Annotated in this window: 24 protein-coding genes and 2 tRNA genes; 17 read left to right on the forward strand and 9 right to left on the reverse strand. The window is 73.5% G+C overall.

What is annotated here, in order from left to right; translation table 11 throughout:
* The first annotated feature begins 16 nt into the window (after positions 1–16).
* Genes BJ982_RS18015 through BJ982_RS18025 form a run of 3 tightly spaced genes read left to right on the forward strand, consistent with a single transcriptional unit; the run spans position 17 to position 3,545 of the window.
* Positions 17–1,141 carry an NAD(P)/FAD-dependent oxidoreductase gene (locus BJ982_RS18015; RefSeq protein ID WP_184881559.1) on the forward strand — a complete coding sequence of 375 codons (1,125 nt, stop codon included), beginning with the start codon at positions 17–19 and terminating at the stop codon, positions 1,139–1,141.
* A gap of 9 nt (positions 1,142–1,150) precedes the next feature.
* The gene (locus BJ982_RS18020; protein ID WP_184881561.1) at positions 1,151–2,503 is read left to right on the forward strand and encodes an amidohydrolase family protein; all 1,353 of its coding nucleotides are present in this window, start codon (positions 1,151–1,153) and stop codon (positions 2,501–2,503) included.
* 37 nt (positions 2,504–2,540) lie between these two features.
* On the forward strand, positions 2,541–3,545 hold the full coding sequence (locus BJ982_RS18025; protein WP_203959310.1) for a LacI family DNA-binding transcriptional regulator: 1,005 nt from the start codon (positions 2,541–2,543) through the stop codon (positions 3,543–3,545).
* Positions 3,546–3,555: 10 nt separating this feature from the next.
* On the opposite strand, the gene BJ982_RS18030 is transcribed toward BJ982_RS18025, so the two are convergent.
* Positions 3,556–4,470 carry a TIGR03564 family F420-dependent LLM class oxidoreductase gene (locus BJ982_RS18030; protein WP_373869674.1) on the reverse strand — a complete coding sequence of 305 codons (915 nt, stop codon included), beginning with the start codon at positions 4,468–4,470 and terminating at the stop codon, positions 3,556–3,558.
* Positions 4,471–4,564: 94 nt separating this feature from the next.
* On the opposite strand from BJ982_RS18030, the gene BJ982_RS18035 reads away from it, so the two are divergent.
* Positions 4,565–5,095 (forward strand): TetR/AcrR family transcriptional regulator, encoded by a 531-nt coding sequence (locus BJ982_RS18035; RefSeq protein WP_184881565.1) that lies wholly within the window; start codon positions 4,565–4,567, stop codon positions 5,093–5,095.
* Between the two features lie 12 nt (positions 5,096–5,107).
* On the opposite strand, the gene BJ982_RS18040 is transcribed toward BJ982_RS18035, so the two are convergent.
* Positions 5,108–8,350 carry a CHAT domain-containing protein gene (locus BJ982_RS18040; RefSeq protein ID WP_184881567.1) on the reverse strand — a complete coding sequence of 1,081 codons (3,243 nt, stop codon included), beginning with the start codon at positions 8,348–8,350 and terminating at the stop codon, positions 5,108–5,110.
* A 151-nt stretch (positions 8,351–8,501) separates the two neighbouring features.
* On the opposite strand from BJ982_RS18040, the gene BJ982_RS18045 reads away from it, so the two are divergent.
* On the forward strand, positions 8,502–8,945 hold the full coding sequence (locus BJ982_RS18045; RefSeq protein ID WP_184881570.1) for a hypothetical protein: 444 nt from the start codon (positions 8,502–8,504) through the stop codon (positions 8,943–8,945).
* A 15-nt stretch (positions 8,946–8,960) separates the two neighbouring features.
* Here BJ982_RS18045 and BJ982_RS18050 read toward each other — a convergent pair whose 3' ends face one another.
* Complete coding sequence (locus BJ982_RS18050; protein WP_184881572.1) at positions 8,961–9,707, reverse strand: GntR family transcriptional regulator; 747 nt, start codon at positions 9,705–9,707, stop codon at positions 8,961–8,963.
* Between the two features lie 118 nt (positions 9,708–9,825).
* A complete protein-coding gene (locus tag BJ982_RS18055; protein WP_184881574.1) occupies positions 9,826–10,173 on the reverse strand; it encodes an MFS transporter in 348 nt (115 codons plus the stop codon).
* Here BJ982_RS18055 and BJ982_RS18060 point away from each other — a divergent pair.
* From BJ982_RS18060 to BJ982_RS18100, 9 genes are all read left to right on the forward strand, one after another.
* Positions 10,150–10,395, forward strand: coding sequence for a TetR/AcrR family transcriptional regulator C-terminal domain-containing protein (locus BJ982_RS18060; protein ID WP_184881577.1), 246 nt, complete (start codon positions 10,150–10,152; stop codon positions 10,393–10,395). The two genes, BJ982_RS18055 and BJ982_RS18060, sit on opposite strands and share 24 nt — an antisense overlap.
* Before the next feature lie 126 nt (positions 10,396–10,521).
* Positions 10,522–11,403 (forward strand): DUF11 domain-containing protein, encoded by an 882-nt coding sequence (locus BJ982_RS18065; RefSeq protein WP_184881579.1) that lies wholly within the window; start codon positions 10,522–10,524, stop codon positions 11,401–11,403.
* Positions 11,404–11,552: 149 nt separating this feature from the next.
* Positions 11,553–11,915, forward strand: a complete 363-nt coding sequence (locus tag BJ982_RS18070) for a hypothetical protein (protein ID WP_184881581.1) — start codon at positions 11,553–11,555, stop codon at positions 11,913–11,915.
* The gene (locus tag BJ982_RS18075) at positions 11,912–12,301 is read left to right on the forward strand and encodes a hypothetical protein (RefSeq protein ID WP_184881584.1); all 390 of its coding nucleotides are present in this window, start codon (positions 11,912–11,914) and stop codon (positions 12,299–12,301) included. The genes BJ982_RS18070 and BJ982_RS18075 overlap by 4 nt, the downstream gene beginning before the upstream one ends.
* 68 nt (positions 12,302–12,369) lie before the next feature.
* Positions 12,370–13,077, forward strand: a complete 708-nt coding sequence (locus BJ982_RS18080; protein WP_184881586.1) for an SRPBCC family protein — start codon at positions 12,370–12,372, stop codon at positions 13,075–13,077.
* Between the two features lie 173 nt (positions 13,078–13,250).
* Complete coding sequence (locus BJ982_RS18085; RefSeq protein WP_184881588.1) at positions 13,251–14,474, forward strand: CynX/NimT family MFS transporter; 1,224 nt, start codon at positions 13,251–13,253, stop codon at positions 14,472–14,474.
* 69 nt (positions 14,475–14,543) lie between these two features.
* Positions 14,544–14,616, forward strand: a tRNA-Ala gene (locus BJ982_RS18090).
* 68 nt (positions 14,617–14,684) lie between these two features.
* Positions 14,685–15,239, forward strand: a complete 555-nt coding sequence (locus BJ982_RS18095; protein ID WP_239123315.1) for a UTRA domain-containing protein — start codon at positions 14,685–14,687, stop codon at positions 15,237–15,239.
* Positions 15,240–15,291: 52 nt separating this feature from the next.
* Positions 15,292–16,113, forward strand: a complete 822-nt coding sequence (locus BJ982_RS18100) for a GNAT family N-acetyltransferase (RefSeq protein WP_184881590.1) — start codon at positions 15,292–15,294, stop codon at positions 16,111–16,113.
* Here the strand turns inward: BJ982_RS18100 and BJ982_RS18105 are convergent.
* Both BJ982_RS18105 and BJ982_RS18110 read right to left on the reverse strand, forming a co-directional pair.
* A complete protein-coding gene (locus BJ982_RS18105; protein WP_184881592.1) occupies positions 16,080–16,622 on the reverse strand; it encodes a DUF1990 domain-containing protein in 543 nt (180 codons plus the stop codon). The genes BJ982_RS18100 and BJ982_RS18105 overlap by 34 nt on opposite strands.
* Before the next feature lie 35 nt (positions 16,623–16,657).
* Complete coding sequence (locus BJ982_RS18110; protein ID WP_184881594.1) at positions 16,658–17,464, reverse strand: YndJ family protein; 807 nt, start codon at positions 17,462–17,464, stop codon at positions 16,658–16,660.
* A 261-nt stretch (positions 17,465–17,725) separates the two neighbouring features.
* On the opposite strand from BJ982_RS18110, the gene BJ982_RS18115 reads away from it, so the two are divergent.
* Positions 17,726–18,379: a class I SAM-dependent DNA methyltransferase gene (locus tag BJ982_RS18115; RefSeq protein ID WP_184881596.1), complete on the forward strand. Its 654-nt coding sequence runs from the start codon at positions 17,726–17,728 to the stop codon at positions 18,377–18,379.
* Between the two features lie 32 nt (positions 18,380–18,411).
* On the opposite strand, the gene BJ982_RS18120 is transcribed toward BJ982_RS18115, so the two are convergent.
* The gene (locus BJ982_RS18120) at positions 18,412–19,014 is read right to left on the reverse strand and encodes a hypothetical protein (RefSeq protein ID WP_184881598.1); all 603 of its coding nucleotides are present in this window, start codon (positions 19,012–19,014) and stop codon (positions 18,412–18,414) included.
* Between the two features lie 7 nt (positions 19,015–19,021).
* Positions 19,022–20,419 carry a selenium-binding protein SBP56-related protein gene (locus BJ982_RS18125; RefSeq protein WP_184881600.1) on the reverse strand — a complete coding sequence of 466 codons (1,398 nt, stop codon included), beginning with the start codon at positions 20,417–20,419 and terminating at the stop codon, positions 19,022–19,024.
* 221 nt (positions 20,420–20,640) lie between these two features.
* On the opposite strand from BJ982_RS18125, the gene BJ982_RS18130 reads away from it, so the two are divergent.
* Entirely contained in the window at positions 20,641–22,113 is a 1,473-nt protein-coding gene (locus BJ982_RS18130) for a vWA domain-containing protein (RefSeq protein ID WP_184881602.1), read from the forward strand.
* A gap of 80 nt (positions 22,114–22,193) precedes the next feature.
* A tRNA-Ala gene (locus BJ982_RS18135) sits at positions 22,194–22,266 on the forward strand.
* A gap of 29 nt (positions 22,267–22,295) precedes the next feature.
* Here the strand turns inward: BJ982_RS18135 and BJ982_RS18140 are convergent.
* Complete coding sequence (locus BJ982_RS18140) at positions 22,296–23,261, reverse strand: GlxA family transcriptional regulator (RefSeq protein ID WP_239123313.1); 966 nt, start codon at positions 23,259–23,261, stop codon at positions 22,296–22,298.
* Positions 23,262–23,266 lie beyond the last annotated feature (5 nt).

The raw sequence follows: 23,266 nt of genomic DNA on the forward strand, positions 1-23,266 counted from the left end.
CATCGAGAGGTGCGGCATGGTCGAGCACGTGGTCGTGATCGGTGCCGGCGTCTACGGCGCGGCGGTGGCCGCCGCGCTGACGCGGCGGGGCGCCCGGGTCACCGTCGTGGACGCCGGCGCCCCGGCGGGCGGGACCTCCGGGGCGACGTTCTCGTGGGTCAACTCCTGCGGTAAGCGGCCGCGGTCGTACCACGATCTCAACGTCGCGGGCATGGCGGCCCACCGGAGGCTGGCGGCCGACGTGCCGCACGGCGACTGGTACCACGAGGGCGGCAACCTCGAATGGGCCGCCGACGACGCCGGGCGCGCGGAACTGCGCGGCAAGGTCGCAGGCGTCCTCGACTACGGATACGAGGCGCGGTGGCTGAGCCGGGCCGAGGCGCTGCGCCTGGAACCGGACATGGACCCGGCCGGGCTACCGGACGACGAGATCGCCTACTTCCCCCGCGAAGGCTGGATCGAGCCGGTCCGACTGATCGGCCACCTGCTGTCCAGTGCGGTGGCCGGGGGTGCGGAACCGGTGGCGTACGACGGCGTCACCGGGCTGGAGGTGACCGCGGGCATGGTGCGCGCCGTGTGGCTCGCCTCCGGACGACGACTCCTCGCGGACGCGGTCGTGAACTGCGCGGGACCACAGGCCGCCGCGATCGCCGAGCTCGCCGGGCTCGTGCTGCCCATGCGCAACACCCGCGGCGTGCTCGTCTCCACCTCACCGGTCGCGGTCTCGCCGTCGCGCGTCATCCATTCCCCGCACGTCCACCTACGCCCGGACGGCGGCGGGCGCGTCCTGCTGCACACCCATGAGATCGACGGCGCGGCGCACGTCTCCGGCGCCGGGGAGATCAGCGTCGATCCGTCGGCCGTCGGCAAGGTCGTCGAGGCCGGTCGTGCGCTGTATCCGGGACTCCGCGCGGCGACCGTGGAGGGGGTCCGGGTCGGTGAACGGCCCATCCCCGGCGATGGCCTGCCGGTGCTCGGCCGGGTCGTCGCGCTGCCCAACTTCCACTTCGCGGTCTCGCACAGCGGCGCGACGCTGAGCGTGCACGCCGGTGACCTGGTCGCCGGCGAGGTGCTCGGCGAGAACCAGGACGAGGCGCTGGCGGCGTTCCGGTTCGAGCGGCCGGCGCTTGCGGCCCGGTGAGGAGGAATCGTGCGTACGATCGTCCTGCATGACGGTGACCTGGTCGACGGCACCGGCACGGACCCGCGGCGCGCGGTCGACATCGTCGTCGCGGGGGACACCGTCCGCGAGATCGTGCCCTCGCGCCCGGCCGACGCCTACGGCACGGTGGACGAGATCGTCGACGCGGCCGGAATGCTGGTGATCCCCGGGCTGATCAACAACCACACGCACGGCACCGCGTACGGGCCGCTGTTCCCCAGCGGCCATGAGGCCCTGCCACACGAGCAGGTGCTCGCCAACCTCGACCGGCACCTGGTGGAGGGGACGACCACGGTGCTCTGCGTGGACGGCTTCGTCACCGCCGAGGCGCTCGCGCGCACCGGCGAGGCGCACCCGGTCAACGTCAGGCTCGCCTCGTGCAACACCCCCGCCTGCCTGGCGGCGGCGACCATCGCCGACGGCGGCGGTCTCACCGCGGCGAACCGCGCGTTCACCGCGCGGGACGCGGTTCGCGCCGGGGCGGTCGCGCTCGGCGAGATCGGAGCGGGGCACACCCTCGGCGGGGGCGGGGCGAGTTACATGTACATCCCCGCCGAGGTCGAGAGACGTACCGGCGTCCGGATCACGCCCCGCCAGGCGAACGGGCTGAAGGTCGCGGTGCTGGGCCGGCACATCTCGGCGAGCGCGTTCGACCGGGACGCCGTGGAGGAGGCGCTGGCGGGCGCGGGCCTGACCGGCAGGCTCTCGGTCGAGGACGCCCGCGAGATCGTCTCCGGCATCGTGCTGCCGGCCTTCGACATCGCCCTGCGCGGGCTCGCCGAGGCGGCCGGGCAGGCCCGCGCGGCGGGCGTCCCGGTGCTGGTGCACAACGCGGCGGCGTCGATGACCCAGGTCGCCTCGATCGCGCGGACGGACGTCATCCTGATCGCCGGGCACTCCAACCACTCCAGCTTCGAGCTCCGCGAGGCCGTCGAGCACGCCGGACGGCTGAAGGAGATGGGCGCGATCGTGGACGTGTCCACTCTGGACACGTTCGGGGCGCAACGGCTGACGACGGGGCCAGAATTGCTCTATGCGATGTTCTCTGCGGGAGTGGTGGACACGATCTCCACCGACTACGCGGGCGGTCATCACGACCCGATCCTGCTGGCGATCGACCGATCCATCAAGGCCGGCGTGGTGAGCCTGCCGGCCGCGGTGGCGATGGCGACCGCCAACGTCGCGGACGCCGTTCCCGGCGTGGCGCCGCGGCGTGGCCGTGTCGCGCCGGGCATGATCGCCGACCTCGTGGTGACCGACCCCGCGGAACTTCACCACGTGGGGACCGTCATGGTGGGCGGCGAGATCGTCGTGCGAGCCGGGCAGCGAGTCGTGGCCTGAACGGCGCGGGAAACGTCGGACCGACCGGGGGAGTCTGGTGAAGCGAGCGACCATCGGCGACGTCGCCGCGGACGCGGGTGTGTCCACGGCCACGGTCTCCCGCGTCCTCAACGGCGGCGCCGTCACCGAGGCGACCGCCACCCGGGTGTGGGAGGCGGTGGCTCGTCTGGAGTACACCCCCAACGCGCTCACCAAGGGCGTCTTCGCCGGGAGTTCCAGCACGATCGGCGTCGTCATCCGCGATCTGAGCAGCCCCTTCTACCTCGACCTCATCCGCGGCGTCGACGAGGTGGCGGCGGCCAACGACAGCCTCGTCATGCTCGCCAACACGTTTCGCCGCGTCGACCGCGAGGTCGCCCAGGTACGGACCATGGACGAGCAGAGGGTGCGCGGGCTGATCGTGACCACCGGTGAGGCGACCGACGGCCGGACACGCCGGATGGCCGGGAACGGCACCCCGTGCGTGATCGTCGCGCGGTCCGTGCGGGACGCGCCGCCCGGCCTGCACTCGATCACCTTGGACGATGTCGAGGCCGGGCGGCTGATGGCCGCCCATCTGGCCGAGTGCGGGCGCTCCTCCATCGGCGTCGTCTCCTCGGGACGCCGCCCCTCCCAGATCAGGCGTACGGCGGGGCTGCGGCGGGCTCTGGCGGGCCTGGGGTCGCCCTTGCGCGAGGACGCGGTGGCGGTCGCGGAGAGCGAAGAGGACGTGAGCGCCGCCGTCGACGGGCTGCTCGCCCGTGGCCGTGACCGGGGCGAGCCGTTGGACGCGATCGTCTGCACCACCGGCCGGCTGACCGTCGCGGTCCACTCGGCCCTCATCACGCGGGGCATCGCGATCCCCGGCGACCTCGCGTTCGTGACGATGGACGATTTTCCGTGGGCCGCGGCGCTCGGGATCACCGTGGTCGCCCAGCCCTCCTACCAGATGGGCCTGAAGGCCGCCGAACTCATCGTGGACCGCCCCGGCGGGCCGGTCGCGCTCGTCTTCGCGCCGACGCTGGTCGCCCGCGCCTCGTGCGGCGAGCGCCGGACGGCGTGAGCCCGCAGGATCACGTATGGCTGCGTAGGGAGCTGAGCAGGTCCAGGACGCGGGCGCGGTGGGCCAGGTCGCCGAAGGGACTGATGAGGAGTTCGGTGGCGCCGGCGTCGGTGTAGGAGCGCAGGGCGCGTTCGATGGTGGTCTCGTCGCCGGCGATGACGGTCTCGTGGACGCCGGTCAGGCCCTGGCGGTCGAGCAGGGCGCGGTAGCTGGGCAGGTGCCCGACCATGCCGTAGGCGTCGGCGACCCGGCGGACGGCGGCCTCGGGGTCGGCGGTGAGGGCCACGATGACCGTGGTGACGACGCGCGGGGCGGGCCGTCCGGCCTGGGAGGCGGCGCGGGTGACGGCGGGAACGATGTACTCGCCGGTCGTCCGAGGCGTCGTCCAGGTGGTGACGACGCCGTCGGTCAGCTCGCCCGCGATGCCGAGCATGACGGGGCCGAGCGCCGACAGCAGGACCGGCGGGGGCGTGGCGCCGGGCACCTCGACCCGTCCGGCCGCCGTGAGGGTCTCGCCGCGGTACTCCACCTGCTCGCCGCGCAGCAGCGGCCCGAGCGCCGTCAGGTACTCGCGGACGTGCCGGGCGGGGCGGGCGTAGGAGTAGCCGAACCAGCCTTCGATGATCGGCTGGTGGCTGGGGCCGACGCCGAGGACGAACCGGCCGCGGCTCGCCGCCTGGGCGGTGAGCGCCTGTCCGGCGAGCGCCAGCGGATGCCGGGGGTAGGTCTGGGTCACCGCCGTCCCGACGTCGATGCCGGGGACCTCGCGGGCGGCGAGCGCGGCGAGCGTGACCGCGTCCCACGAGGTGAGCTGGTTGGTGTACACGCCGTCCAGCCCCGCCTCCGCGGCCGCGCGCACCTGCCCGATCAGCTCGTCGAGGCTCAGCCCTTCTTGCCCGACGTGGATGGCGAACTTCATGATCACTCCAAAGTGAATCGGACCTTCATCTTCCGTCTACCACCGTACAGTAACCTGAATCCCCGATTCCGTTCGTAGAGGAGCCGAGGAGGGCCCGGACGTGCGAGCCGACGCGCGCCGCAACCGCGACCTGATCGTCGCGACCGCGGTCGAGCTGTTCACCGGGCGCGGCCCCGGCGTCTCCATGGAGGAGATCGCGCGGGCGGCCGGCCTCGGCGTCGGCACGCTCTACCGGCACTTCCCCGACCGGCAGGCCCTGCTGGAGGAGATCGCCGTCGACAGCCTGCGCCGGCTCCTCACCACGGGCCGCGAGCTCACCGCCCAGGGGTTGCCCGGCTGGCAGGTGTTGCGCCTGTTGATGGAGCGCTGCGTCGAGCTGCCCCTCTCTCTGACCAAGTCGCTCGCCGGCGTGCCCACCGCGCACCCCGAGCTGCCCGCCCTGACCGGCGACATGGACGCCCTGCTCAGGCGGATCGCCGAGCAGGCGCAGCGGGAAGGGGCGATGCGCCCCGACATCCCGCCGGGCGAGGTCGTCGGCCTGCTCAACGTGGCCGTCTGCCGCCCCGGCGCCCGCGCCGACGACCCCCTCACCACCGTCATCCTCGACGGCCTCAGGGCGGCCCCGGCCTGACCCGCGCCGGGCCTAGGCTCCCATGTGCACGTGGGACGCCCACAGCGTCGGCATGCCCGGGTGGCGGTCGCGCAGGGCGCGCGTCGCCCGGTGGAGGCAGCGCGCCGCGTGCGCCGGGTCGGAGCCCGCCGCGACCAGGTCCTCGTACACCTTCACGGCGAGCTGCGCGGCGGCGGCGTCGCCGATCTCCCACAGCGTGCCGACGACGTGCGAGAACCCGGCGAGCTGGAAGGCCGAGACGACGTGGACGCACTCGTCGGCCAGCTCCGGCGCGGTGACGGCGGTGTCGCAGGCCGACAGGTAGGCGAACTCGGCGTCCCGCAGCCGGAGCCGGGACACCTCCACCACGTCGAGCGGCCGGCCGGCGTGGTCGTGCACCAGCAGGTGGCTGCCGGACGGATCGGCGGGGTCGGCGGCGGCGTGGCAGGCGAAGTGCGCCCAGGCGCTGCGGGGAAGGCGGGACAGGACGGCGTCGCGGGTGGCGTCCGGGCCGACCAGCCCGTCCAGGCCGGGGAAGAGCCGGGACAGCCGGCTGTACTCGACCCGGGCCCCCGGCAGGGGCGCCGCGCCGGGCGTCTCCGGCATGGCGACCGCGAGCACGCGCGGCCGGCGGGGACCGGGCCGCTCCGCCCGCCGCGCCCGGGCATGGGCCAGCGCCCGGACGGTGGTGGTGTAGGAGGACACGACCCGGTCCATCACCGTACGGCGGCCGGGTCCCGGCGGATCCTCGTGGTGGCCGGCCGCGTGCAGGGGGAAGTACGCCATGGGGCCGCACGGCACCCACCACAGGCGCCGTTCACCGCCCGCCGCGTCTGTCAGCTCGTCGGCCGCGCCCGTCAGTCCGAGACGGTCGAGGACCGGGCCCGCGACGGCGTCCCAGAGCCAGGCCAGCGTGGCGTGCATCGCCCGCTCGGCCCGCTCGCGTTCCGGCTCGGCGCCGCTCCTCAGGGCCAGCGCCTCGCGCATCACCGCGAGCCGCTCGTGGACGGCCCGCGTGCTCAGGCCGGGCAGCTCCTGCACCTGGACGCCGGAGGAGGTGAGGATCAGCGCGTCACACCGATGGTCGCTGACATTGACCATGACCACCGGGCCGTCGCTCGCCTCGGCGCGCAGCCGCGCCAGGTCCGGGGGCAGCAGGAACCTGTCGAGGCCGGGCAGCGACCGGACGCGCTCGATCAGCTCCGCCAGCTCGCCGGCCAGCTCTCGGCGCAGGTCGGGCGAGTCGGACGGGTCGCCGGTCTCGTCGGCGTCGAGCCGCGTCACCAGGTAGGCGAACCGGTCGGCGAGCGCCGCGTCCCGCTCGCGCAACTCGGTCAGGTCGGTGCGCGCGTCCAGGGCCTGGGACAGCAGCACGCCGCGCCCCGCCTCCAGCAGCTCGACCGCCCGCTCGGGCCGTCCGGTCTCCACGGCCAGCGCCGCCGCGTCCCCGGCCAGCCGCGCGTACTCGGCCATCCAGTGCGTCGCGTCGGACCGGGACAGGCCGCGGGCCGCCAGGCGGGGCAGCAGCTCCACGGCGGCGGCCAGTCCCCGCGCCGCCCGTTCGGTCTCACCCCGGCCCGCCGCCAGCCTGCCCCAGCCGCGGGCGGCCTCGACCCGGACCGAGGTCCTGGCCCGCTCCTGTCCCGCGGCCGCCTCCAGCAGGCCGAGGGCCTCCTCCGCCGCACGGTCGTCGCCGGTCGCCTCGGTCAGCTCGTCCAGCGCGCGGGACAGGTTCACCGCGCAGATCGCCCTGGTGGGGTCGTCGCCGGAGAGCGCGGCCAGGGCGGTCCTGCCCTGTGCGATCGCCTCCCGCAGGGCGGCCGTGTCGCCGGTGAGCTCGTAGGACGCGAGCAGGGCGTTGGCCAGTCCGGTGACGGCTCCTGCCAGGAAACGGCCGGAGGCGTTCCTCGCGGACCGCCGGTGGAGCGCGATCGTCTCGTCCAGCAGGCCGGCGTCGCCGGTGCGGCCGGCCATGGCCGTCAGCGCGACGGCGAGGTTGGTCGCGGACTGCGTCCAGAGGGGGTGGTCCTCGGAGAGGGTCTCCACCGCCGTGCGGCCGAGCGCGATCGCCTCGTCCAGTGTCCCGAGGTCGCCGGAGCGCTGGAAACGGGCCACCAGCCACGCCGCGAGCGACGACCGGTACAGCGGCGCGTCCGGGTGGACCGGGGGAGTGGCGTCGACGACCACGTCCGCGAGGACGACGGCCTCGTTCAGGGCCCGCAGGTCCCCGGTGTGCTCGAACTGCTCGCGCAGCAGGCCGGCGAGGTTGTACCGGCACGCCACCTGGAGCGGGGTGCGGGGCGGCGCCTGGGCGGCCGCCCGGCGCGCGACGGCGATCGCCTCGCCCAGCACGTCCTGGCGGCCCGTGCGCTCGAACCGCGCCCGCAGCGCGCTGCCGTGGTTGGTGAGCATCACGGCGGACGGCGGGAGCTCGGGCGGGAGGGCCTCGATCGCCGCCGCCCCGAGCACGCACAGCTCTTCCAGCAGCGCGGGGTCGTCGGTGCGGTCGTACAGAGCGCGAAGGGCGAGGCTCAGCTCCATGAGCGGCACGTACCGCTGGGGGTGGCCGTGCGGCACGACCCGCAGCGCCCACCTGCCGGTCTCGACGGAGCGGTGCAGCGCGGGTACGTCGCCGGTGTGCTCGTAGCGGACCCGCAGGCTCGTGGCGAGGCCGGAGAGGAAGGCGGCGCGGTCCTCGTCCGTCCGTGCCTCCGCCGCGCCCTGCTCCCCGATCTCGATGGCCTCGTCCAGGCTCGCCAGGTCGCCGGACTGCTCGAACAGGCACCGCAGGGCGTTGGAGAGGAAGATCAGGTGGCCGATCCGCATGGGATGCCCGGCAGGAGTGGACCGCGCGGCGTTGCGCCCGACGTGCACCGCGAGCCGCAGCCGGTACGGGTCGGCTCCGCTCGTCAGCCACGTTTCGAGCACTTCGAGGAAGTGCATCCAGGTGAGGGGCTCACCCGGGAGCACCTGCGGGATCGCGGCCAGCGTGGGCGCGAGCGGCTCCGGCGGCGGCAGCGCCGAACCCGACCGGTGGACCATCATGAACAGGGGGACGGCGATGTCCACCTCGCGCGCGGCGCGTTCGTCCGCCAGGGACTGGGCGCGCCGCCAGTGCAGCGTCCCGGCCGCGTGGCAGGTCGCGGGCAGGTCGTACACCTGGGTGGTCGCGGCGAAGAGGGCCTCGGCCTCGGCGAGCGCGGACGGGTCGAGCACGGTGTAGCCGCCCGTCCTCGACCGGAGTGCGCTCAGCCATTTCTCCCTGTTTTCCGGCATGTCAGGATCATGGCAGCGGTGACTCCACGATACTGAGCGAATGCCAGATATCGCGGAACACTTACTCGATATCCTGCCGAGAGTCGCCGAAGAGACGATTGGCCGACTCGGCTACGGACCTCCCACGCAGGTCCATATTTTGACAGAAGATATGGACCCACCATATGTCGGATATATCTCTTCCCGTGGCTTCACGCCGGGCGCCGACGGGGTCGCGGCGATATCGGACCTCGGCGTGCTGCCGTCCGTCCTGAAGGCGACGCGCCTGCTGGTCCTGTGGGAAGAGCGCTACCTGCGCGTCGGTTTCGGGATGCCCGTGGAGGCGTTCGAGAGCGGCGTCGTGGTCCTGGACGCGAGGTTCCGCGGCCACACCCTCCACTGGCGGCCGTTCACGGCCACCCCCGCCACCACGCCGGGCCGGGCCCTGCACCTCCAGTGGGGCACGCCCGCCCGGTACGAGGACGTGGAACTGCCCGGGCCGGTCGCCACGCTGCTCGGCGTCTGGCGGGAGTTCCGGGACGACGATCTCACCCACACGGTGATCCGCTTGCAGGAGGCCGGATACGAGGTGAACTGGGTGGGCCACCCGGACTGAGCGCGGCGACTCCCCTCAGCGGCCCGACGTGGCCGGGGTCCGCCGTGGCCTGCGGCGCTCGGCCTCCGGCCGCACCGGCTCCTCCTCGGCGAGCCGGCGCAGGTACATCTCCCGGGTGTGATCGGTGTGGCGCTTCATGACCTCGGCGGCCCCCTCGGCGTCCCCCCGGTCCAGGGCGTCGACGAGCTCGGCGTGCTCCTTCCAGGCCAGGACCCCGCGCTGGAGCGCCACCGGAGACTGGAACCACCGCACCCGGCGGGAGACCTGCGCGGCCAGGTCGGTGAGCACCGCGTTGCCGGCGAGTTCCATGACGATGCCGTGCAGCTCGAAGTTGAGCGCCACCACCGCGTCGTTGTCGCCGGCGTGGATGGCGGCCAGGCCCCGCGCGCACCGCTCGCGCAGCCGCGCGACCGCCTCGTCGGTGCGGTGACGGGCGGCCAGCCGCGCCGCCTCGGTCTCCAGCAGGCAACGCACGGCGAGCAACTGGTCGGCTTCGGCGAAGGTGGGGACGTGCACGAAGGCGCCGTGCCCCGGGTGCAGGTCCACCCAGCCTTCCCGGCTGAGGTGCTGCAGCGCTTCCCTGACCGGCTGCCGGGAGACGCCGAGCATCTCGGCGAGCTCGCTCTCGGCCAGGTGTTCGCCCGGGCGGACGGTCCGTCTGATGATGAGTTCCAGGAGCGCCTCGTGGACGCTCTCGCGCAACGGGACGGGACGGGCGATCTTGTGTGCGGCGGCCCTGCCTGCGAGGTCCTGCGCGGACATCGCGACTCCAATGATCATCACGGCGCCACGGGTCTCGCGGCCGCCGGGACTCCTTCGTCAACCGCCTACAGAATACAGTTCGCCTTTGTCTTCCTCTCGGCCGGGCGGCCCTGACCTGCTATTTCTCTGACGCGGCGACGCCCAGCGAGGTCGCCGTCCTGATGGCGATGTTGCTCGTCGCGGTGGCCGCCGGGATCACCGCGCCGGGCAGCCCCTGGTAGGAGGCGGCCGCGAGCGACGGCGCCAGGGCTCCGTGCCCGAGCCCGACGACGAACAGCGCCCCCATGAGGATCCACGCGGGGGTGGCGGCGCCGGTGCGCGTGTAGGCGAACATGCCGGCCAGGACGAGGCCGCACAGCGCGACGCCCCGGGCCCCGAGGCGGTCGGTCAGCCGGCCGGCCGGCGGCATCGTGATGATCGCGCGTGGCGCGTCCTGACCGCGGTGGACGACTACGTCCTCGGGCACGTCATCCGCGACGTCCTGGAGGGCAGGTCGGGGCACGGCCGCATGTCGCCGGAGGAACGCGACGAGGTCTTCCTGCCCTACCTCATGGACCTGGTGCGCGGCGGCGGCTTCCCCAACCTCGCGCCGCTGCTGGAGCAGGGCGTCCCCGTGGCGGACGACAACTTCGAGCGCGGCCTGAAATGGCTGCTCGACGGCCTGGCCGCGGAGTTGTCGCTGCCGTGAGCCGGCCGTAGTGTCCGCATCCGGACACTACGAATGGTGACCAATCAATCGCGATATGACGTCCAATCGGGATATCAGCGGCCATAGTCAGAGGGTTCGGTATTTCTCCGAGACCGAAAGGCTCCAATGAGATCCCTCCGGCATCCCCTCGCCGCTGTCGCGGCGGCCGTCACCATGGCCGTCACGATGGCGGTGGCCCCCCTCTTCGCCACCCCCGCCCTCGCCGGCCCGCCCGAGGTGGCGCTGTCCTTATCCTCCGCTCAGGTCCAGGCGGGCGACCCGGTCACGGTCACCGTCACGGTCACCAACGTCCACGCCTTCACGGTCCTGAACGCGGCGGCGCGCGTGTTCACCACCCCCGCGCCCCTGCCGTCCTACGCCACGCTCACCGGATGCGCGGGCGCGGCGGCTCCGTGCACGACGGTCACGGACGGCGGCGGAACCCCGATCGGCTTCCAGGCGCCGGTCGGCGCGCTCTCCGGGGGAGCCTCGGCCACCGTCGCGTTCACCCTGTCCGTCGCGCCGGACGCCGCCCCGGGGGAGCGGACCTTCCAGGGCGAACTGCGCGGGTCGAACTACGCCTCCACGATCGTCACCGGACCGGTGCTGACCGTCGTCGCCGAGGCCGACGCCGCCGTGGCCCTCACCGCCACGCCCCGCCTCGGCCTGCTCGTCCCGAAGATCGACTTCAAGGTGCGGGTCACCGGCAACGGGCCGGGCGCGGTGCGCGACGCGACCGTCACGACGACGCTGCCCGCCGGGCTCACCGCCTCGCCCGGCGACTGCGCCGCGGGCCAGGGCGCCGTCACCTGCGCGACGGGAACCGTGCCCGCCGGGTCCTCGGTGACCAGGACGTTCTCCGTGCCCCTCGGGCTGCTCACCATCGGCGTCCCCTACACCTTCACCGCCACCCGCACGGCCTCCGACCCCGTGGACCCGGTGAGCGCCAACGACTCCGATCAGGTGCGGTGCACGGTGGTGTCGGTGGTGCTGGTGACCTGCGACTGACCGGCGGCCCACGCCAGAGGCCCTCTCCGGCGGCGCGCGGCGGAGGGGGTCTCCTCGGGGGAGGGACCGAGGCGGACGGCCGATACCCTACCTGCCATGCTCCCGAAGACCCCGGTGTCCCGGCCCCTGCCGAGCCGTGAGGACGCCCGATGATCGGCGGCCTGGCCACCGCGCTCATCATCGGCGCGCTGCTGCTCGCCGCGGCCTGCGTGATCGTCGCGATCAGGAACAGGGCCATGGGCGTCGTGCTGCTCATCGGCCTCGGGGTGCTGGAACTGGGGCTGCTCGTGCAGGCGGGCATCGGCGTGGCCAAGGTGATCGGCGGCCAGAGCCCGCACGAGACGGCCACGTTCATCGGCTACCTGGCCGGCACCGTGGTCATCCCGCCGGTCGCCGCCGTCTGGGCGCTCGCCGAGCGCACCCGCTGGGGGCCCGCGGTCGCCGCGGTGGCCTGCTTCGCGATCCCGGTCATGGTCGGGCGCCTGCTGCAGATCTGGCAGGGGACGGCGTGACCGGCGCGCCGGTCGGCACCGGGCCGGGGCGCCTGCTGGTCGCGGTGTACGGCATCTTCGCGCTCGCCGCCGGGGCCCGCGCGGGCGTGCAGATCGCCACCCGGTTCGACGAGGCGCCGCTGGCCTACGCCCTGTCGGCGTTCGCCGCCGCCGTCTACGTCGTGCTCACCGTCGCCCTGGCCAGGGGCGCTCGCCGGACGGCGCTGGCGGCCTGCGCGATCGAGCTGGCCGGGGTGCTGATCGTCGGGACGCTCAGCATGGCCGACCCGGCGGCGTTCCCGCACGCGACCGTCTGGTCGGGGTACGGCAGCGGCTACGTGTTCATCCCGCTGATCCTGCCGCTGGTCGGCCTTTTTTGGCTTTTGCGGACGCGGCGGCCTGATTAGAGGGGACGACGGCGGGCAGGGCGATTCTCCGAGGCCACACGAAGGTCACACAGAGGGAGGAAGCCCTGATGAGCACGATCGAGCACTCGGTCGACGTCGCCGTGCCGGTGCGCACCGCGTACAACCAGTGGACCCAGTTCGAGAGCTTCCCCGAGTTCATGGAAGGGGTCGAGTCGGTCAAGCAGCTCGACGACACCCGTCTCGCCTGGACCGTTCAGGTCGCGGGCGTCCACCGCGAGTTCGAGGCCGAGGTCACCGAGCAGCGTCCGGACGAGCGCGTCGCGTGGCGCTCGCTGGACGAGCCGCGCCAGGCCGGCGTGGTGACCTTCCACAGGCTCTCCGACGAGACGACCCGGGTCATGCTCCAGATGGAGTTCGAACCCGAGGGCATCGTCGAGCAGGTCGGCGACAAGCTGCAGCTCGTCCGCATGCGTGTCCACGGCGACCTCGAACGATTCAAGAAGTTCATCGAGTCCAAGGGGCACGAGACGGGCGGCTGGCGCGGGGAGGTCCCGACGCCGCTCGACAGCGACCACGGCGCCGCCGCGCGCACGGCGCCCCACGGTGACGTGCTGCACGGCACGGGCGCGACCGCGCCCGACCCCGCGTACGACCGGCCCGGCGCCGCCTATGGCGAGCCGGTGCCGCCGCAGCCGGTCCAGCGCGACTATCCGCCGGAGACGACGCTCCCGGCGCCGGGCAGCGGCCCGGTCTCGCCGACCGGCGACCCGCGCTGGGACGACGAGCCGCCGCTGAAGCCCGAGCGTCTGGCCTGACGACGCGGGCGAAGGAGTGGGGGGCGGGGCGACCCGCCCCCTTCGCCGTTTCCAGGTTCGGTCAGCGAACAGCACAGCGGGAGTAAAGCGGATTTATCGGCGTCTGATACAGTAGCGGACATCCAATCATCCTATGAATCGATCTGCTGCTGAACAGGAGGACCGATCCCGCCATGAGCGTGCTCACCCCCTTCGCGACCACCGCGCGCGGGCCGGGAAGGACGGGATCGCTTCCCTGGCTCATCGTGCTCGGCATCGTGCTCGCCGCGCTCAACCTGCGCACGGCCGTCACCAGCGTCGGCCCCGTGCTCGACCAGGTCAGCCGCTCCCTCGGCATGTCCGGGGTCGTGACGGGCCTGCTCACCTCGCTGCCGGTGCTGTGCTTCGCGGTGTTCGGCGTCGTCACCCCCGCGCTGGCCCGGCGCGCCGGCGAGCACCGCCTGCTGCTGGTCTCCCTCGTCGCCCTCGGCACCGGCCTCGTGGTGCGCGTCGCGGTCGACTCCTCCTGGGTGTTCCTGGCGGCCAGCGTGCTCGCCCTCTCCGGCGGCGCGGTCGGCAACGTGCTGATCCCGACGCTGGTCAAGCGGCACTTCCCGGGTCGCGCCGGCGCGATGATGACCGTCTACACCACCGCACTGGCCGTGGGCACCATGCTCGCCGCCGCCGCCACGATCCCGATCGAGCGCGCCGCGGGCGGCGACTGGCACGTGGCGCTCGGCGTGTGGGCGGCGCTGGCGGCGGTGGCCGCCGTCCCGTGGCTCGCCCTCCTGCGCCGCGAGCCCGCGCGCGACCCCGGGCGCCGGGACGCCGGTCCGCGCGCCCTGGTCCGCAGCCGCCTCGCCTGGGCCGTCGCCGGGTACTTCGGCACGCAGTCCCTCCTCGCGTACGTGATGTTCGGCTGGCTCGCCCAGATGCTCCAGGACCGCGGCCTCAGCAGCGGCGAGGCCGGGACGTGCCTCGCCGTCTTCTCCGCGCTCGGCATCCCGGTCGCGCTCGCCGTCCCCGCCGTCGCGGCGCGGCTCGGGAACCAGCGTCCCATGATCGCCGGGTTCGCCGTCCTCTACGTCCTCGGGTTCGCCGGGCTGCTGGCGGGGCCGTCAGCGCTGCTCTGGCCGTCGGTGGTGCTCATCGGCGTCGGCATGGGCTCGTTCCCGTTCGCGCTGACCCTGCTGACGCTGCGCACCCGCACCGCCGACGCCACCGCCGCGCTGTCGGCCTTCGGCCAGAGCGTGGGATACCTCATCTCCGGGGCGGGCCCGATCGTGGTCGGCGTGCTCTACTCGGCCACCGGGGGCTGGACGCTGCCGTTCGTCCTGCTGTTCGCCGTGGTCGCGGCGCAGGTGCTCACCGGGTGGTACGCGGCGGGGAACCGCATGCTGGAGGACGAGGCCCGGTAAGGCCGTCCGCCGCGCGACCGCGGGCCCACGCAGTGGTCAGGTTCCGATAGACTGGGCCCGCATTCGCAAGGGGCTATGGCGCAGCTGGTAGCGCGCCTCCATGGCATGGAGGAGGTCTGGGGTTCGAATCCCCATAGCTCCACCCTCGCGAACCACCCGATACCGCCCCCTCGTGGGCGGTATCGCCGTTTCAGGGGAAGGGCCGGACGCGTGAACCGAACCGGGGTGGTGGTGCGGCGCGCCCTTCCCACCGATCCCGCCGTGCGCGCCTCCGCCTCCCTGTTCGTCACCGAGGCCGAACGCCAGGGCCTGCGCGCCGGCCGCCGCATGCTGTACGTGGGCCCCGAGCCCGCGAACGCCCGCGTCGCCGCCGCGCTGCGGGTCGCGCCGGGCGCGGACGTGCTGGCGCGCCGCAAGCTGCTGCTCGCCGGGGGCGTCCCGGTGCGCGTGGCCACCAGCTACTTCCGGCTCGACCTCTTCGGCGGCACGCCCCTGAGCGAGCCCGGGTTCGTCCGCCCCAGCCTGCAGGCCGGCATCGAGGCCCTCGGCCACCGGTTCGGCCACGCCGAGGAGGACCTGATCGCCCGACCGCCCGAGGGCGACGAGGTGCCCACGCTGGACCTGGCGCCGGGGGAGTGGGTCGTCCAGATCGTGCGCACCGGCCACGACACCTCGGGCACGCCGATCCACACCCTGGAGACGATCTGCGCCGCCTCCCGGCACGTCTTCACGATCACCCAGGTCACCGGCGCCGACGAGTTCTAGCCAGGGGAAACCCGTTCGCCTCGCGGAAGCGGATCTTGGCACACTGTCCTGCATGTCCTGGACGTTCACCTCCCGCCCCGAGGAGTTCCCCGAAGCCGCCGAGGCGTGGCTGCGCGCCGATCCCACGCGCAACACCGTGCCGCTGACCGTGCTGAACCGCCTGCGCCACGGGCTGTGGGCCGAGGACGCCACCCTCGGCTGGCTGACCGCCGGCGGCGAGGTGCGCGGCGCCGTCGTCCACACCCCGCCCTACCCCGTGCTGCTCGGTGACATCCCGCTCGGCTCGGTGGCGGCGCTGGCCGAGGCGCTGCGCGGCCGGCCGATCTCCGGCGTGAGCGGCCCCAAGGAGCAGGCCGAGGCGTTCGCCGCCACCGGCGGCCGCGCCGAGTCCGGCCGCGTGGCCCAGCGCCTCTACCGGCTCGGCGACCTGCGGCCGCACTCGTCCACCGGCGCGCCGCGGCCGGCCGACGAGGCCGACGCGGGATGGGTCGCCTCCTGGATGCGCGACTTCATGGCCGAGGCCGAGCCCGAGAACGCGGGCGGCGACTTCCTGCCGCAGATGAGGCACAGGATCGCCCAGGGCGAGATGGTGCTGTGGGCGGACGCCGGGCGGCCGGTTGCGATGGCCGGGTTCTCCCGCCCGATCAGCGGCATGTCCCGGATCGGGCCCGTCTACACGCCGTCGGGGTCGCGCGGGCGCGGGTACGGCTCGGCGGTGACGCACGCGGCCACCCGCGCGGCCCAGGAGGCGGGGGCCGGTCTGCTGCTGCTGTTCACCGACCTCGCCAACCCGACGTCCAACTCCATCTACCAGAACCTCGGGTACCGCCCCGTCAGCGACTACGCCTCCATCGCGTTCGCGCCCCCGGCGTAGCGGCGCACGGCGGCGGCGTAGCGCCCGCAGAAGAAGTTCTGCGCCAGGATCATCACCGGCCGGCCCAGGCGGCTGTACCAGCGGCCCGGCCGGGTGAAGGCGGTGACGGTGAGGGTGAGTTTCCCGCCGGGGGCGACCTCCAGGAGGAAGGACTCCTCGCCGGACTCCGGATGCCCCGGGAGCGTGCCGTAGGCGAACCCGGCGCGGTCCTCCTCCTCGACGGTCCAGATGATCCGGCAGGGGGCCGTCAGGGCGAGCGGGCCGATCCCGAGGCGGTTCACGACCACCGCGCCCGGCGTCGCCCGGGGCGCGGTGGCCCGGGGCCGCAGGCCGAGCGCGGCGTGCACCCGCCAGGTCAGCAGGGCGTCGGCCGCGCGGCCGAGCGCGGGCGCCTCGCCCACGACGTACCGGCGCCGCAGGTGGTGGTAGCCGGGGGGGAGGTTCCCGGTGCGGGTGGCGCCCACGTCGGCGTAGGTCGGCTCCACGTTCAGGTAGCGCTTCGGGTCCATGGCGCTCTCTCCGTTTCCCAGGATTCCAGGGGACTTCACAGGGGCCGCAGCCTGCGCCAGGCGGCCATCCCGCACAGCGCGAACCCCGCGGCGTTGCACACCCCGTGGGTGGCGGCCATCCACGCGATCGACGGGTGCGGAATGCCGGTGGCCTCGCCGAGGGCCCAGCTCAGCGCGAGCAGCATCGTGGCGGACAGGACCGCGGCCGAGACGGCGAGCAGCGCCCTCGTCAGGCGGTCCCCGGCGAGGTGCCGCACCCGCGTCCAGGTCAGCAGGCCCACCAGCCACATGCCCGCCGTCAGGACGATCGCACCCGCCAGTTCCGCCCAGTCGCCCACGAAGTAGCCGGCCAGCACCAGGGCCGTGCCGCAGGGCACCGTCAGCGCGGCGGCCCCGGAGATCCTCCGCTCCCCGGTGGCGCGGCACACCAGGCCCGCGACCAGCGCGGCGGCGAACCCGGCGTAGTGGAAGTGCGCCACGGTCAAGGCCAGGATCGGCGGCTTGAACCCCAGCAGCGGGTGGCCCGCGCGCTCCCAGAGCAGCGACACGCCCGCGACCGACGGGGCGGCGAGCGCGGTCAGCACGGCCACCTCGCGGGGGGACGGCAGGTGCCGCGGCAGGCGCGTGGCCGCGTGCGCGGCGAGCACGGCGGTGGCGAGCGCGTAGGGGACGGCGAGCGCGACGGCGCCCGGGCCGCGGGGCAGCCACAGCGAGAGGGCGCCCGGCACGGCCCCGGCGATCCAGGCCATGCGGACCGCGCGGGGGACGCCGGCCAATCGGAGCCCGAGAGGGACCACGACGAGCATGCCGGCCGCGATGATGACATTGACCAGGGGGACCATGCCGCCTCCGGTTGAACGTGTTCAAGACACTTCTGACGGCACGGTATCAGGGCGCGGAAGCCGTGATATTCGGGGGCCGCATTATCCGGGCGATGCCACCCGGGAGGAGCACGTGATCCGGACATTCACGACAAAAGCCGCGCGACTCATGTTTCTTCCTCTATACTGTTAACTCCACGTCATGACTGGACTTGACTTTGTGAGTGGTATCACCCTATTTAATGGAGAGGCAGATAACTCCTCCGGCGTTGGGTGGACGGAATGGCTGTGGGACGCTCGCGCCCGGTGCATCGGGCGGCGCAGGCCGACGCGTTCGACAAGATCGGCGACAGGTACGACGAGGCCTTTCCTTACAAGGGCGGTCAGATCGCCTCCGCGGAGTGGATCCTGCGCAAACTCCGCCCCGGCGCCCGCGTGCTGGACGTCGGCTGCGGCACGGGCGTGCCCACGGCGCGGCAGTTCGTCGAGGCCGGCTGCGAGGTGACCGGCATCGACATCTCGCCCGTCATGATCTCCATCGCCGCCCAGAACGTGCCCGAGGCCGACCTGCACCTCCTGGACGTCGTCGAGCTGGACGACACGCTCGGCCGGTTCGACGCGGTCGCGGCCTACTTCTCGCTGTCCATGCTGCGGCGCGAAGAGATCATGGCGTCCCTGCTCCGCCTGCACGAGATCCTGGTCCCCGGCGGGTGGCTCGGCCTCGGCATGGTCGAGATGGACATGGACGACGCGCCGGTCCGCGTCCTCGGCACGCCCATGCGCATGACCGGCTACGGCCGGGCGGCGCTGCGGGCGGTCGTGCAGGAGGCCGGCTTCTCGGTGCGCGAGCAGATGGACCTGGCGTACGTGCCGGCCAGCGAGAACGACCCCTTCGAGATGCAGCTCTTCCTCAACTGCCGGAGGAACACCTTCTGACCGCGGCCCGCCGGGCCCGGCCGCGCGGCCGGTCATGTCAGGGCGGCGAACACGCCGGCCCCGATCAGGGCGACCGCCCAGGCTAAATCGAGATTGAACCACGCCCGGCGCAGCACGGACACCCCGAGCCGCTCGTAGACGACGACCGCGAGCGTGGCCGTCACCGCCAGCATCGCGGCGGTGTGCACCCCGGCCGCCGCGAGGGTCTCGCGGCTGAGCGCGAGCGCCGCACGCTCGTGGCCCGCCAGCGTGACCGGCAGCAGCATCAGCCCCGCGCCGTGCGCGGTCGCCATGAGGAACGACCACCCGGCGAGCTGCCACCCGGTGACGCGCATGCCCACCCAGCGGGGGTGGCGCCGCCGCAGCAGCTTCCACAGGCCGAACCCGCACACCAGCGCCGCCACACCGTACGACACCGCCCGCGGCGGGGTGGCCACCCGGACGGCGGCCACCAGCGCCAGCGTGACCAGCACCGACCCGGCGTGCCCGAGCACGATCGGCGGCAGCGCCCCGAGCACGGCGCGCCGCGACCGTTCCTGCAGGCCGAGCGCCACCGCGAACAGCCAGCCCATGGCCGGGTTCAGGCCGTGGAAGGCGCCGAACCCGGCCAGGACCAGGAGTTGGGTCAGCTCCATGCGCCGCTCAGGGGTAGCAGAAGGAGTCGGAGGAGGAGTCGCCGCCCTGCAGCCTCACCTGGTGGGGCCTGCGCCCGTCGGCGGCGAAGTCCACCAGGAAGCCGGGGTCGAGGGCGATGGAGCCGTCCTCGGCGATGTCCGCCTTGACCAGCCACCCGTCGATGCCGTCGGGGTAGAACACCTCGTCCCAGGACCGGTAGAGCGAGTTGGTGAAGTACGCCCGCCTGCCGTCCCTGCTGACCTCGACCATCTGCGGGCCGCCGTTGCGCGGCGTGCCGGGCGTGCCGGGGTGGGCGGCGCGCCCGGTGATGCCGCCGACGCGCACCGAGCCGGTCTGCCGGGGGTTCAGCGGGTCGGACACGTCGAAGGCGAGCAACTCGCCGGTGCCCCATGCCGAGACGAGCAGGATGCGGTCGTCCAGGGTGAGGGAGATGTCGCTGACCAGCGGCGGGACCGCGCCGAACTGCTTGAGCGGCTCGGGCAGCAGGGCCGGGTCGGCGGGCTCGGCCGGGATCGTGATCGTCTTCTTGGCCTTCCAGACGCCGTCCTCCAGGTACCAGGTGAAGATGTTGGCCGACAGGTCCTCCACGCTGATCACGGTGTTGACGAAGCCGTAGGTCTTGGTGGGGTCGTGGGCGGGACGCAGTTCGAGCGCCATCTGGTGCTGGTCGCCGAGGTCGATCTGCTGCAGGTGGGTGCGCTTGCGCAGGTCCCAGACGTGCAGCTTGTGGCCGTACTGCCGGCCGACGAGGAGGCCGAGGTCGGGCCCGGCCTCGATCATGTTGGGCGTGCCCCACTCGCTTGTGATCATGGTGTCGTGCCCGAGATGCCACCAGAAGTCGTAGTGCAGCCGCTGCGGCCCCCGGTCGGCCTCCCACGGGCCGAGGGGCTCGAAGGTGTCGTGGTCGAGCATGAACACGCCGCCGGGCGCGTCGCCGTCCACGTTGCCGAGCGCGCTGACGTAGATGGCGTCGGTGCCGCAGTGGACGGTGTGGGGGCGGCTGTAGCCGGTGCGCTCGAAGATGACCTCGGGCTCGATGGTCTTGACCAGCTTGGGCCGCGCCGGGTCGTCCTTGACGTCGAACACGTAGATGCGCGAGGAGCGCAGCCCGGGGACGACGAGGTAGCGCCGCTCGACGTGCGGGTGCGGGGCGTACGGGCACAGCGCGGCGCTGCACACGTTCCACCCGAAGTGGTGCAGCTCGTCGCCGGGCACGGTCATGTCGTGCACGCCGACGACCGTGCCGTAGGCGGGGGAGTCGGGGTCGAGGTCGACGGTGGCGAGGCCGTCGGGCCTGCCCTCCCCCTTGGTGTCGAGCAGCGCGACGTACGCCAGCTTCTCGCGCGGCGCCCTCATGGCCTCGCGGGCGGAGGGATAGAACGTGGGATCGGGTTGGATGAGCACATGACCCCCTTCGGACCGGATCGATAACCTATCAATCTTGTAGGGAAAACGGGCGTTGTCCAGAGTGACCAGGTCTTTACTCCTGGTACGTCCGGAAAGTCCTGTGTCCGAGGGGAGATCGCGGGGTCACGGTCGGATCGCGGTTCGCCGTCGCTTGCGTGACGGCCCCGGCGTCGCCTCCCGTGGCGGTCGTCCTAAGAGATGACGCCAAGGAGGCTCCCATGAAGACGCGAATCCTCACCGGTGCCGTTGTGGCCCTCACCTTCTTCCTGTCGGCGTGCTCCGGCGGGGGCGCGGCGAACACGCAGTCGGACGGCGGCGCGCACGCCCCTGCCCCCACCACGTCCGTGCCCCAGGGGGAACAGCCCCCGTCCTCCTCCCGCGCCCCCGCCGAACGTTCCCCCGCCGAGCTGTCCACGTTCGCCCTCGACGTCGACACCGCCTCCTACGGGAACGCCAGAGCCGCGCTGAAGGACGGCCGCCTGCCCGACCCCGGCCAGGTGCGGCCCGAGGAGTTCGTCAACTCCTTCCGCCAGGGGTACGCCGAGCCGCCGGGCGACGGCTTCTCCGTCCAGGTGGACGGCGCGCTAAGGGACGGCGGCGCGCTGCTGCGCGTCGGCCTGCAGACCAGGACCACCGGCGCGGCGGCCAGGAGACCGGCCAACCTGACCTTCGTGGTGGACGTGTCCGGCTCGATGGGCGATCCCGGCCGGCTCGACCTGGTCCGCGAATCCCTGCACACTCTCGTCGACCAGCTCGGCCCCGGCGACGCGGTGGCCATCGTCTCCTTCAGCGACGAGGCGCGGCTGCGCGTCCCCATGACCGGCGCCGACCGGCGCGAGGACCTGCACGCGGCGATCGACACGCTCACCGTGGAAGGATCGACCAACCTGGAGGCCGGGCTGGTCACCGGCTACCAGGAGGCGTCCCGCGCCTTCCGCCCGGTGGCCACCAACCGCGTCGTCGTCCTGTCCGACGGCCTCGCCAACACCGGCGACACCACCTGGCAGGGCATTCTCAAGCGGGTCGAGGAGCACGCCGCGCGCGGCGTCACCCTGCTGTGCGTGGGCGTCGGCCGCGACTACGGCGACGCCCTGATGGAGCGGCTGGCCGACAACGGCGACGGCGCGGCGATCTACGTCAGCTCTCGGGAGGACGCCCGCCAGGTCTTCGTCGAGCGGCTGCCCGCCGCCCTGGACCTGCGGGCCCGCGACGCCAAGGCGCAGGTGGCGTTCAACCCGGCCACCGTCGAGTCCTACCGGCTCGTCGGCTACGAGAACCGGGCGCTGGCCCAGGAGGACTTCCGCGACGACACCAAGGACGGCGGCGAGGTCGGCCCCGGGCACGCGGTCACCGCGCTGTACGAGGTGCGCCTGAAGCCGGGCGCCTCCGGGCAGCTCGCGGTGGCGACCGTCCGCTGGCTGGACCCCGACAGCCGCGCGCCCGGCGAGGCCAGCCGCGCCCTGGAGGTCTCCGGGCTGTCCGGCTCTCTGTGGGAGGGCGCGCCGGCGGCGCTGCAGGTGGACGCGGTGGTCGCGGGCTTCGCCCAGCGGCTCAGGGGCGCCGGGGACGACCTGCTGACGGAGAACCTCGGCGACCTGTCCGACCACGCGACGCGTCTCGCGGCCCTGACCCAGGACCCCATGGTGCGCGAGCTGGCCGAGCTGATCCGCACGGCGGCATCCCTGCGGTGACGGCGTAACCCGTTCGGCGCGCCCGGCGATGTCCGATACACTGGCGTCGCGCCAGGCGGAATTCCGCCTGGGGCGGCTGAGGGGCTATGGCGCAGCTGGTAGCGCGCCTCCATGGCATGGAGGAGGTCTGGGGTTCGAATCCCCATAGCTCCACCTCGGTTATCCCGCCGTCCGGCCGACGGTCATGATTCCGGCCGGGCGGCGAACGTGTGGCGATAGGTCAGCGGCGCGACGCCGACGGTGGCGTGCAGGTGCTGGCGCAGGGAGGTCGCCGTGCCGAATCCCGCCCGCGCGGCCACCTGGTCCACCGGCAGCGTCGTCGACTCCAGCAGGTGCCGGGCGTGCTGCACCCGCTGGAGGGTCAGCCACCTGGCCGGGCTCAGCCCCGTCTCCTCGCGGAACCTGCGCGTGTAGGTGCGCACGCTCATGCGGGCGTGCCGGGCCTGCGCGGCCAGGTCCAGCGGGTCGGACAGCCGCTCCAGCATCCACGCCCGCGTCGGCGCCGTGGTCGCGCCGCCGGGCTCGGGGAGGGGCCGCTCGATGAACTGCGCCTGACCGCCCTCGCGCCAGGGCGGCGTCACACACCGCCTGGCCACCCGGTTGGCGATCTCGCTGCCGTGGTCGCGGCGGACGACGTGCAGGCACAGGTCGATGCCGGCCGCGACGCCCGCCGAGGTCAGCAGGTCGCCGTCGTCGATGAACAGCACGTCCGGGTCCAGGCGCACTCGGGGGAACAGCGCGCGGAAGTGGGCGGCCTCCCGCCAGTGCGTCGTGGCCGGGCGGTCGTCCAGCAGACCGGCGGCGGCGAGCACGAACGCGCCCGTGCAGATCGACATCATGCGCGAGCGGGTCGCCGCGTCGCGCAGGGCGTCGCCCAGCTCGGGGTCGATGGTGCCGTCCTCCACCGGCGCGCCGCCGTGGATGCCGGGAATCAGGACGGTGTCGGCCGTGGCCAGCACCGACAGGTCGTGGTCGGGGAGCACGCGGTAGCCCGCGGGCCCGCGGACCGGACGGCCGCCGGGGGAGCAGGTGACCACCTCGTACACCCGCCGGCCGTCCCGCCGGGCGATGTGGAAGACCTGGCCGGGGATGCCGAGGTCCAGGGTGGCGAAGTCGTCGAGCGCGACGATCACGACGCGATGGGTCATGGCCG

It is taken from the genome of Sphaerisporangium siamense (assembly GCF_014205275.1).
GTDB lineage: Bacteria > Actinomycetota > Actinomycetes > Streptosporangiales > Streptosporangiaceae > Sphaerisporangium > Sphaerisporangium siamense.

Bases quoted from the DNA above. Each gene is read 5' to 3' on its own strand.
- BJ982_RS18015 (WP_184881559.1), top strand. From the start codon at position 17: ATGGTCGAGCACGTGGTCGTGATCGGTGCCGGCGTCTACGGCGCGGCG.
- BJ982_RS18040 (WP_184881567.1), bottom strand. From the start codon at position 8,350: ATGCCGGAAAACAGGGAGAAATGGCTGAGCGCACTCCGGTCGAGGACG.
- BJ982_RS18045 (WP_184881570.1), top strand. From the start codon at position 8,502: ATGGACCCACCATATGTCGGATATATCTCTTCCCGTGGCTTCACGCCG.
- BJ982_RS18050 (WP_184881572.1), bottom strand. From the start codon at position 9,707: ATGTCCGCGCAGGACCTCGCAGGCAGGGCCGCCGCACACAAGATCGCC.
- BJ982_RS18065 (WP_184881579.1), top strand. From the start codon at position 10,522: ATGAGATCCCTCCGGCATCCCCTCGCCGCTGTCGCGGCGGCCGTCACC.
- BJ982_RS18070 (WP_184881581.1), top strand. From the start codon at position 11,553: ATGATCGGCGGCCTGGCCACCGCGCTCATCATCGGCGCGCTGCTGCTC.
- BJ982_RS18080 (WP_184881586.1), top strand. From the start codon at position 12,370: ATGAGCACGATCGAGCACTCGGTCGACGTCGCCGTGCCGGTGCGCACC.
- BJ982_RS18085 (WP_184881588.1), top strand. From the start codon at position 13,251: ATGAGCGTGCTCACCCCCTTCGCGACCACCGCGCGCGGGCCGGGAAGG.
- BJ982_RS18100 (WP_184881590.1), top strand. From the start codon at position 15,292: ATGTCCTGGACGTTCACCTCCCGCCCCGAGGAGTTCCCCGAAGCCGCC.
- BJ982_RS18105 (WP_184881592.1), bottom strand. From the start codon at position 16,622: ATGGACCCGAAGCGCTACCTGAACGTGGAGCCGACCTACGCCGACGTG.
- BJ982_RS18110 (WP_184881594.1), bottom strand. From the start codon at position 17,464: ATGGTCCCCCTGGTCAATGTCATCATCGCGGCCGGCATGCTCGTCGTG.
- BJ982_RS18115 (WP_184881596.1), top strand. From the start codon at position 17,726: ATGGCTGTGGGACGCTCGCGCCCGGTGCATCGGGCGGCGCAGGCCGAC.
- BJ982_RS18120 (WP_184881598.1), bottom strand. From the start codon at position 19,014: ATGGAGCTGACCCAACTCCTGGTCCTGGCCGGGTTCGGCGCCTTCCAC.
- BJ982_RS18130 (WP_184881602.1), top strand. From the start codon at position 20,641: ATGAAGACGCGAATCCTCACCGGTGCCGTTGTGGCCCTCACCTTCTTC.
- BJ982_RS18140 (WP_239123313.1), bottom strand. From the start codon at position 23,261: ATGACCCATCGCGTCGTGATCGTCGCGCTCGACGACTTCGCCACCCTG.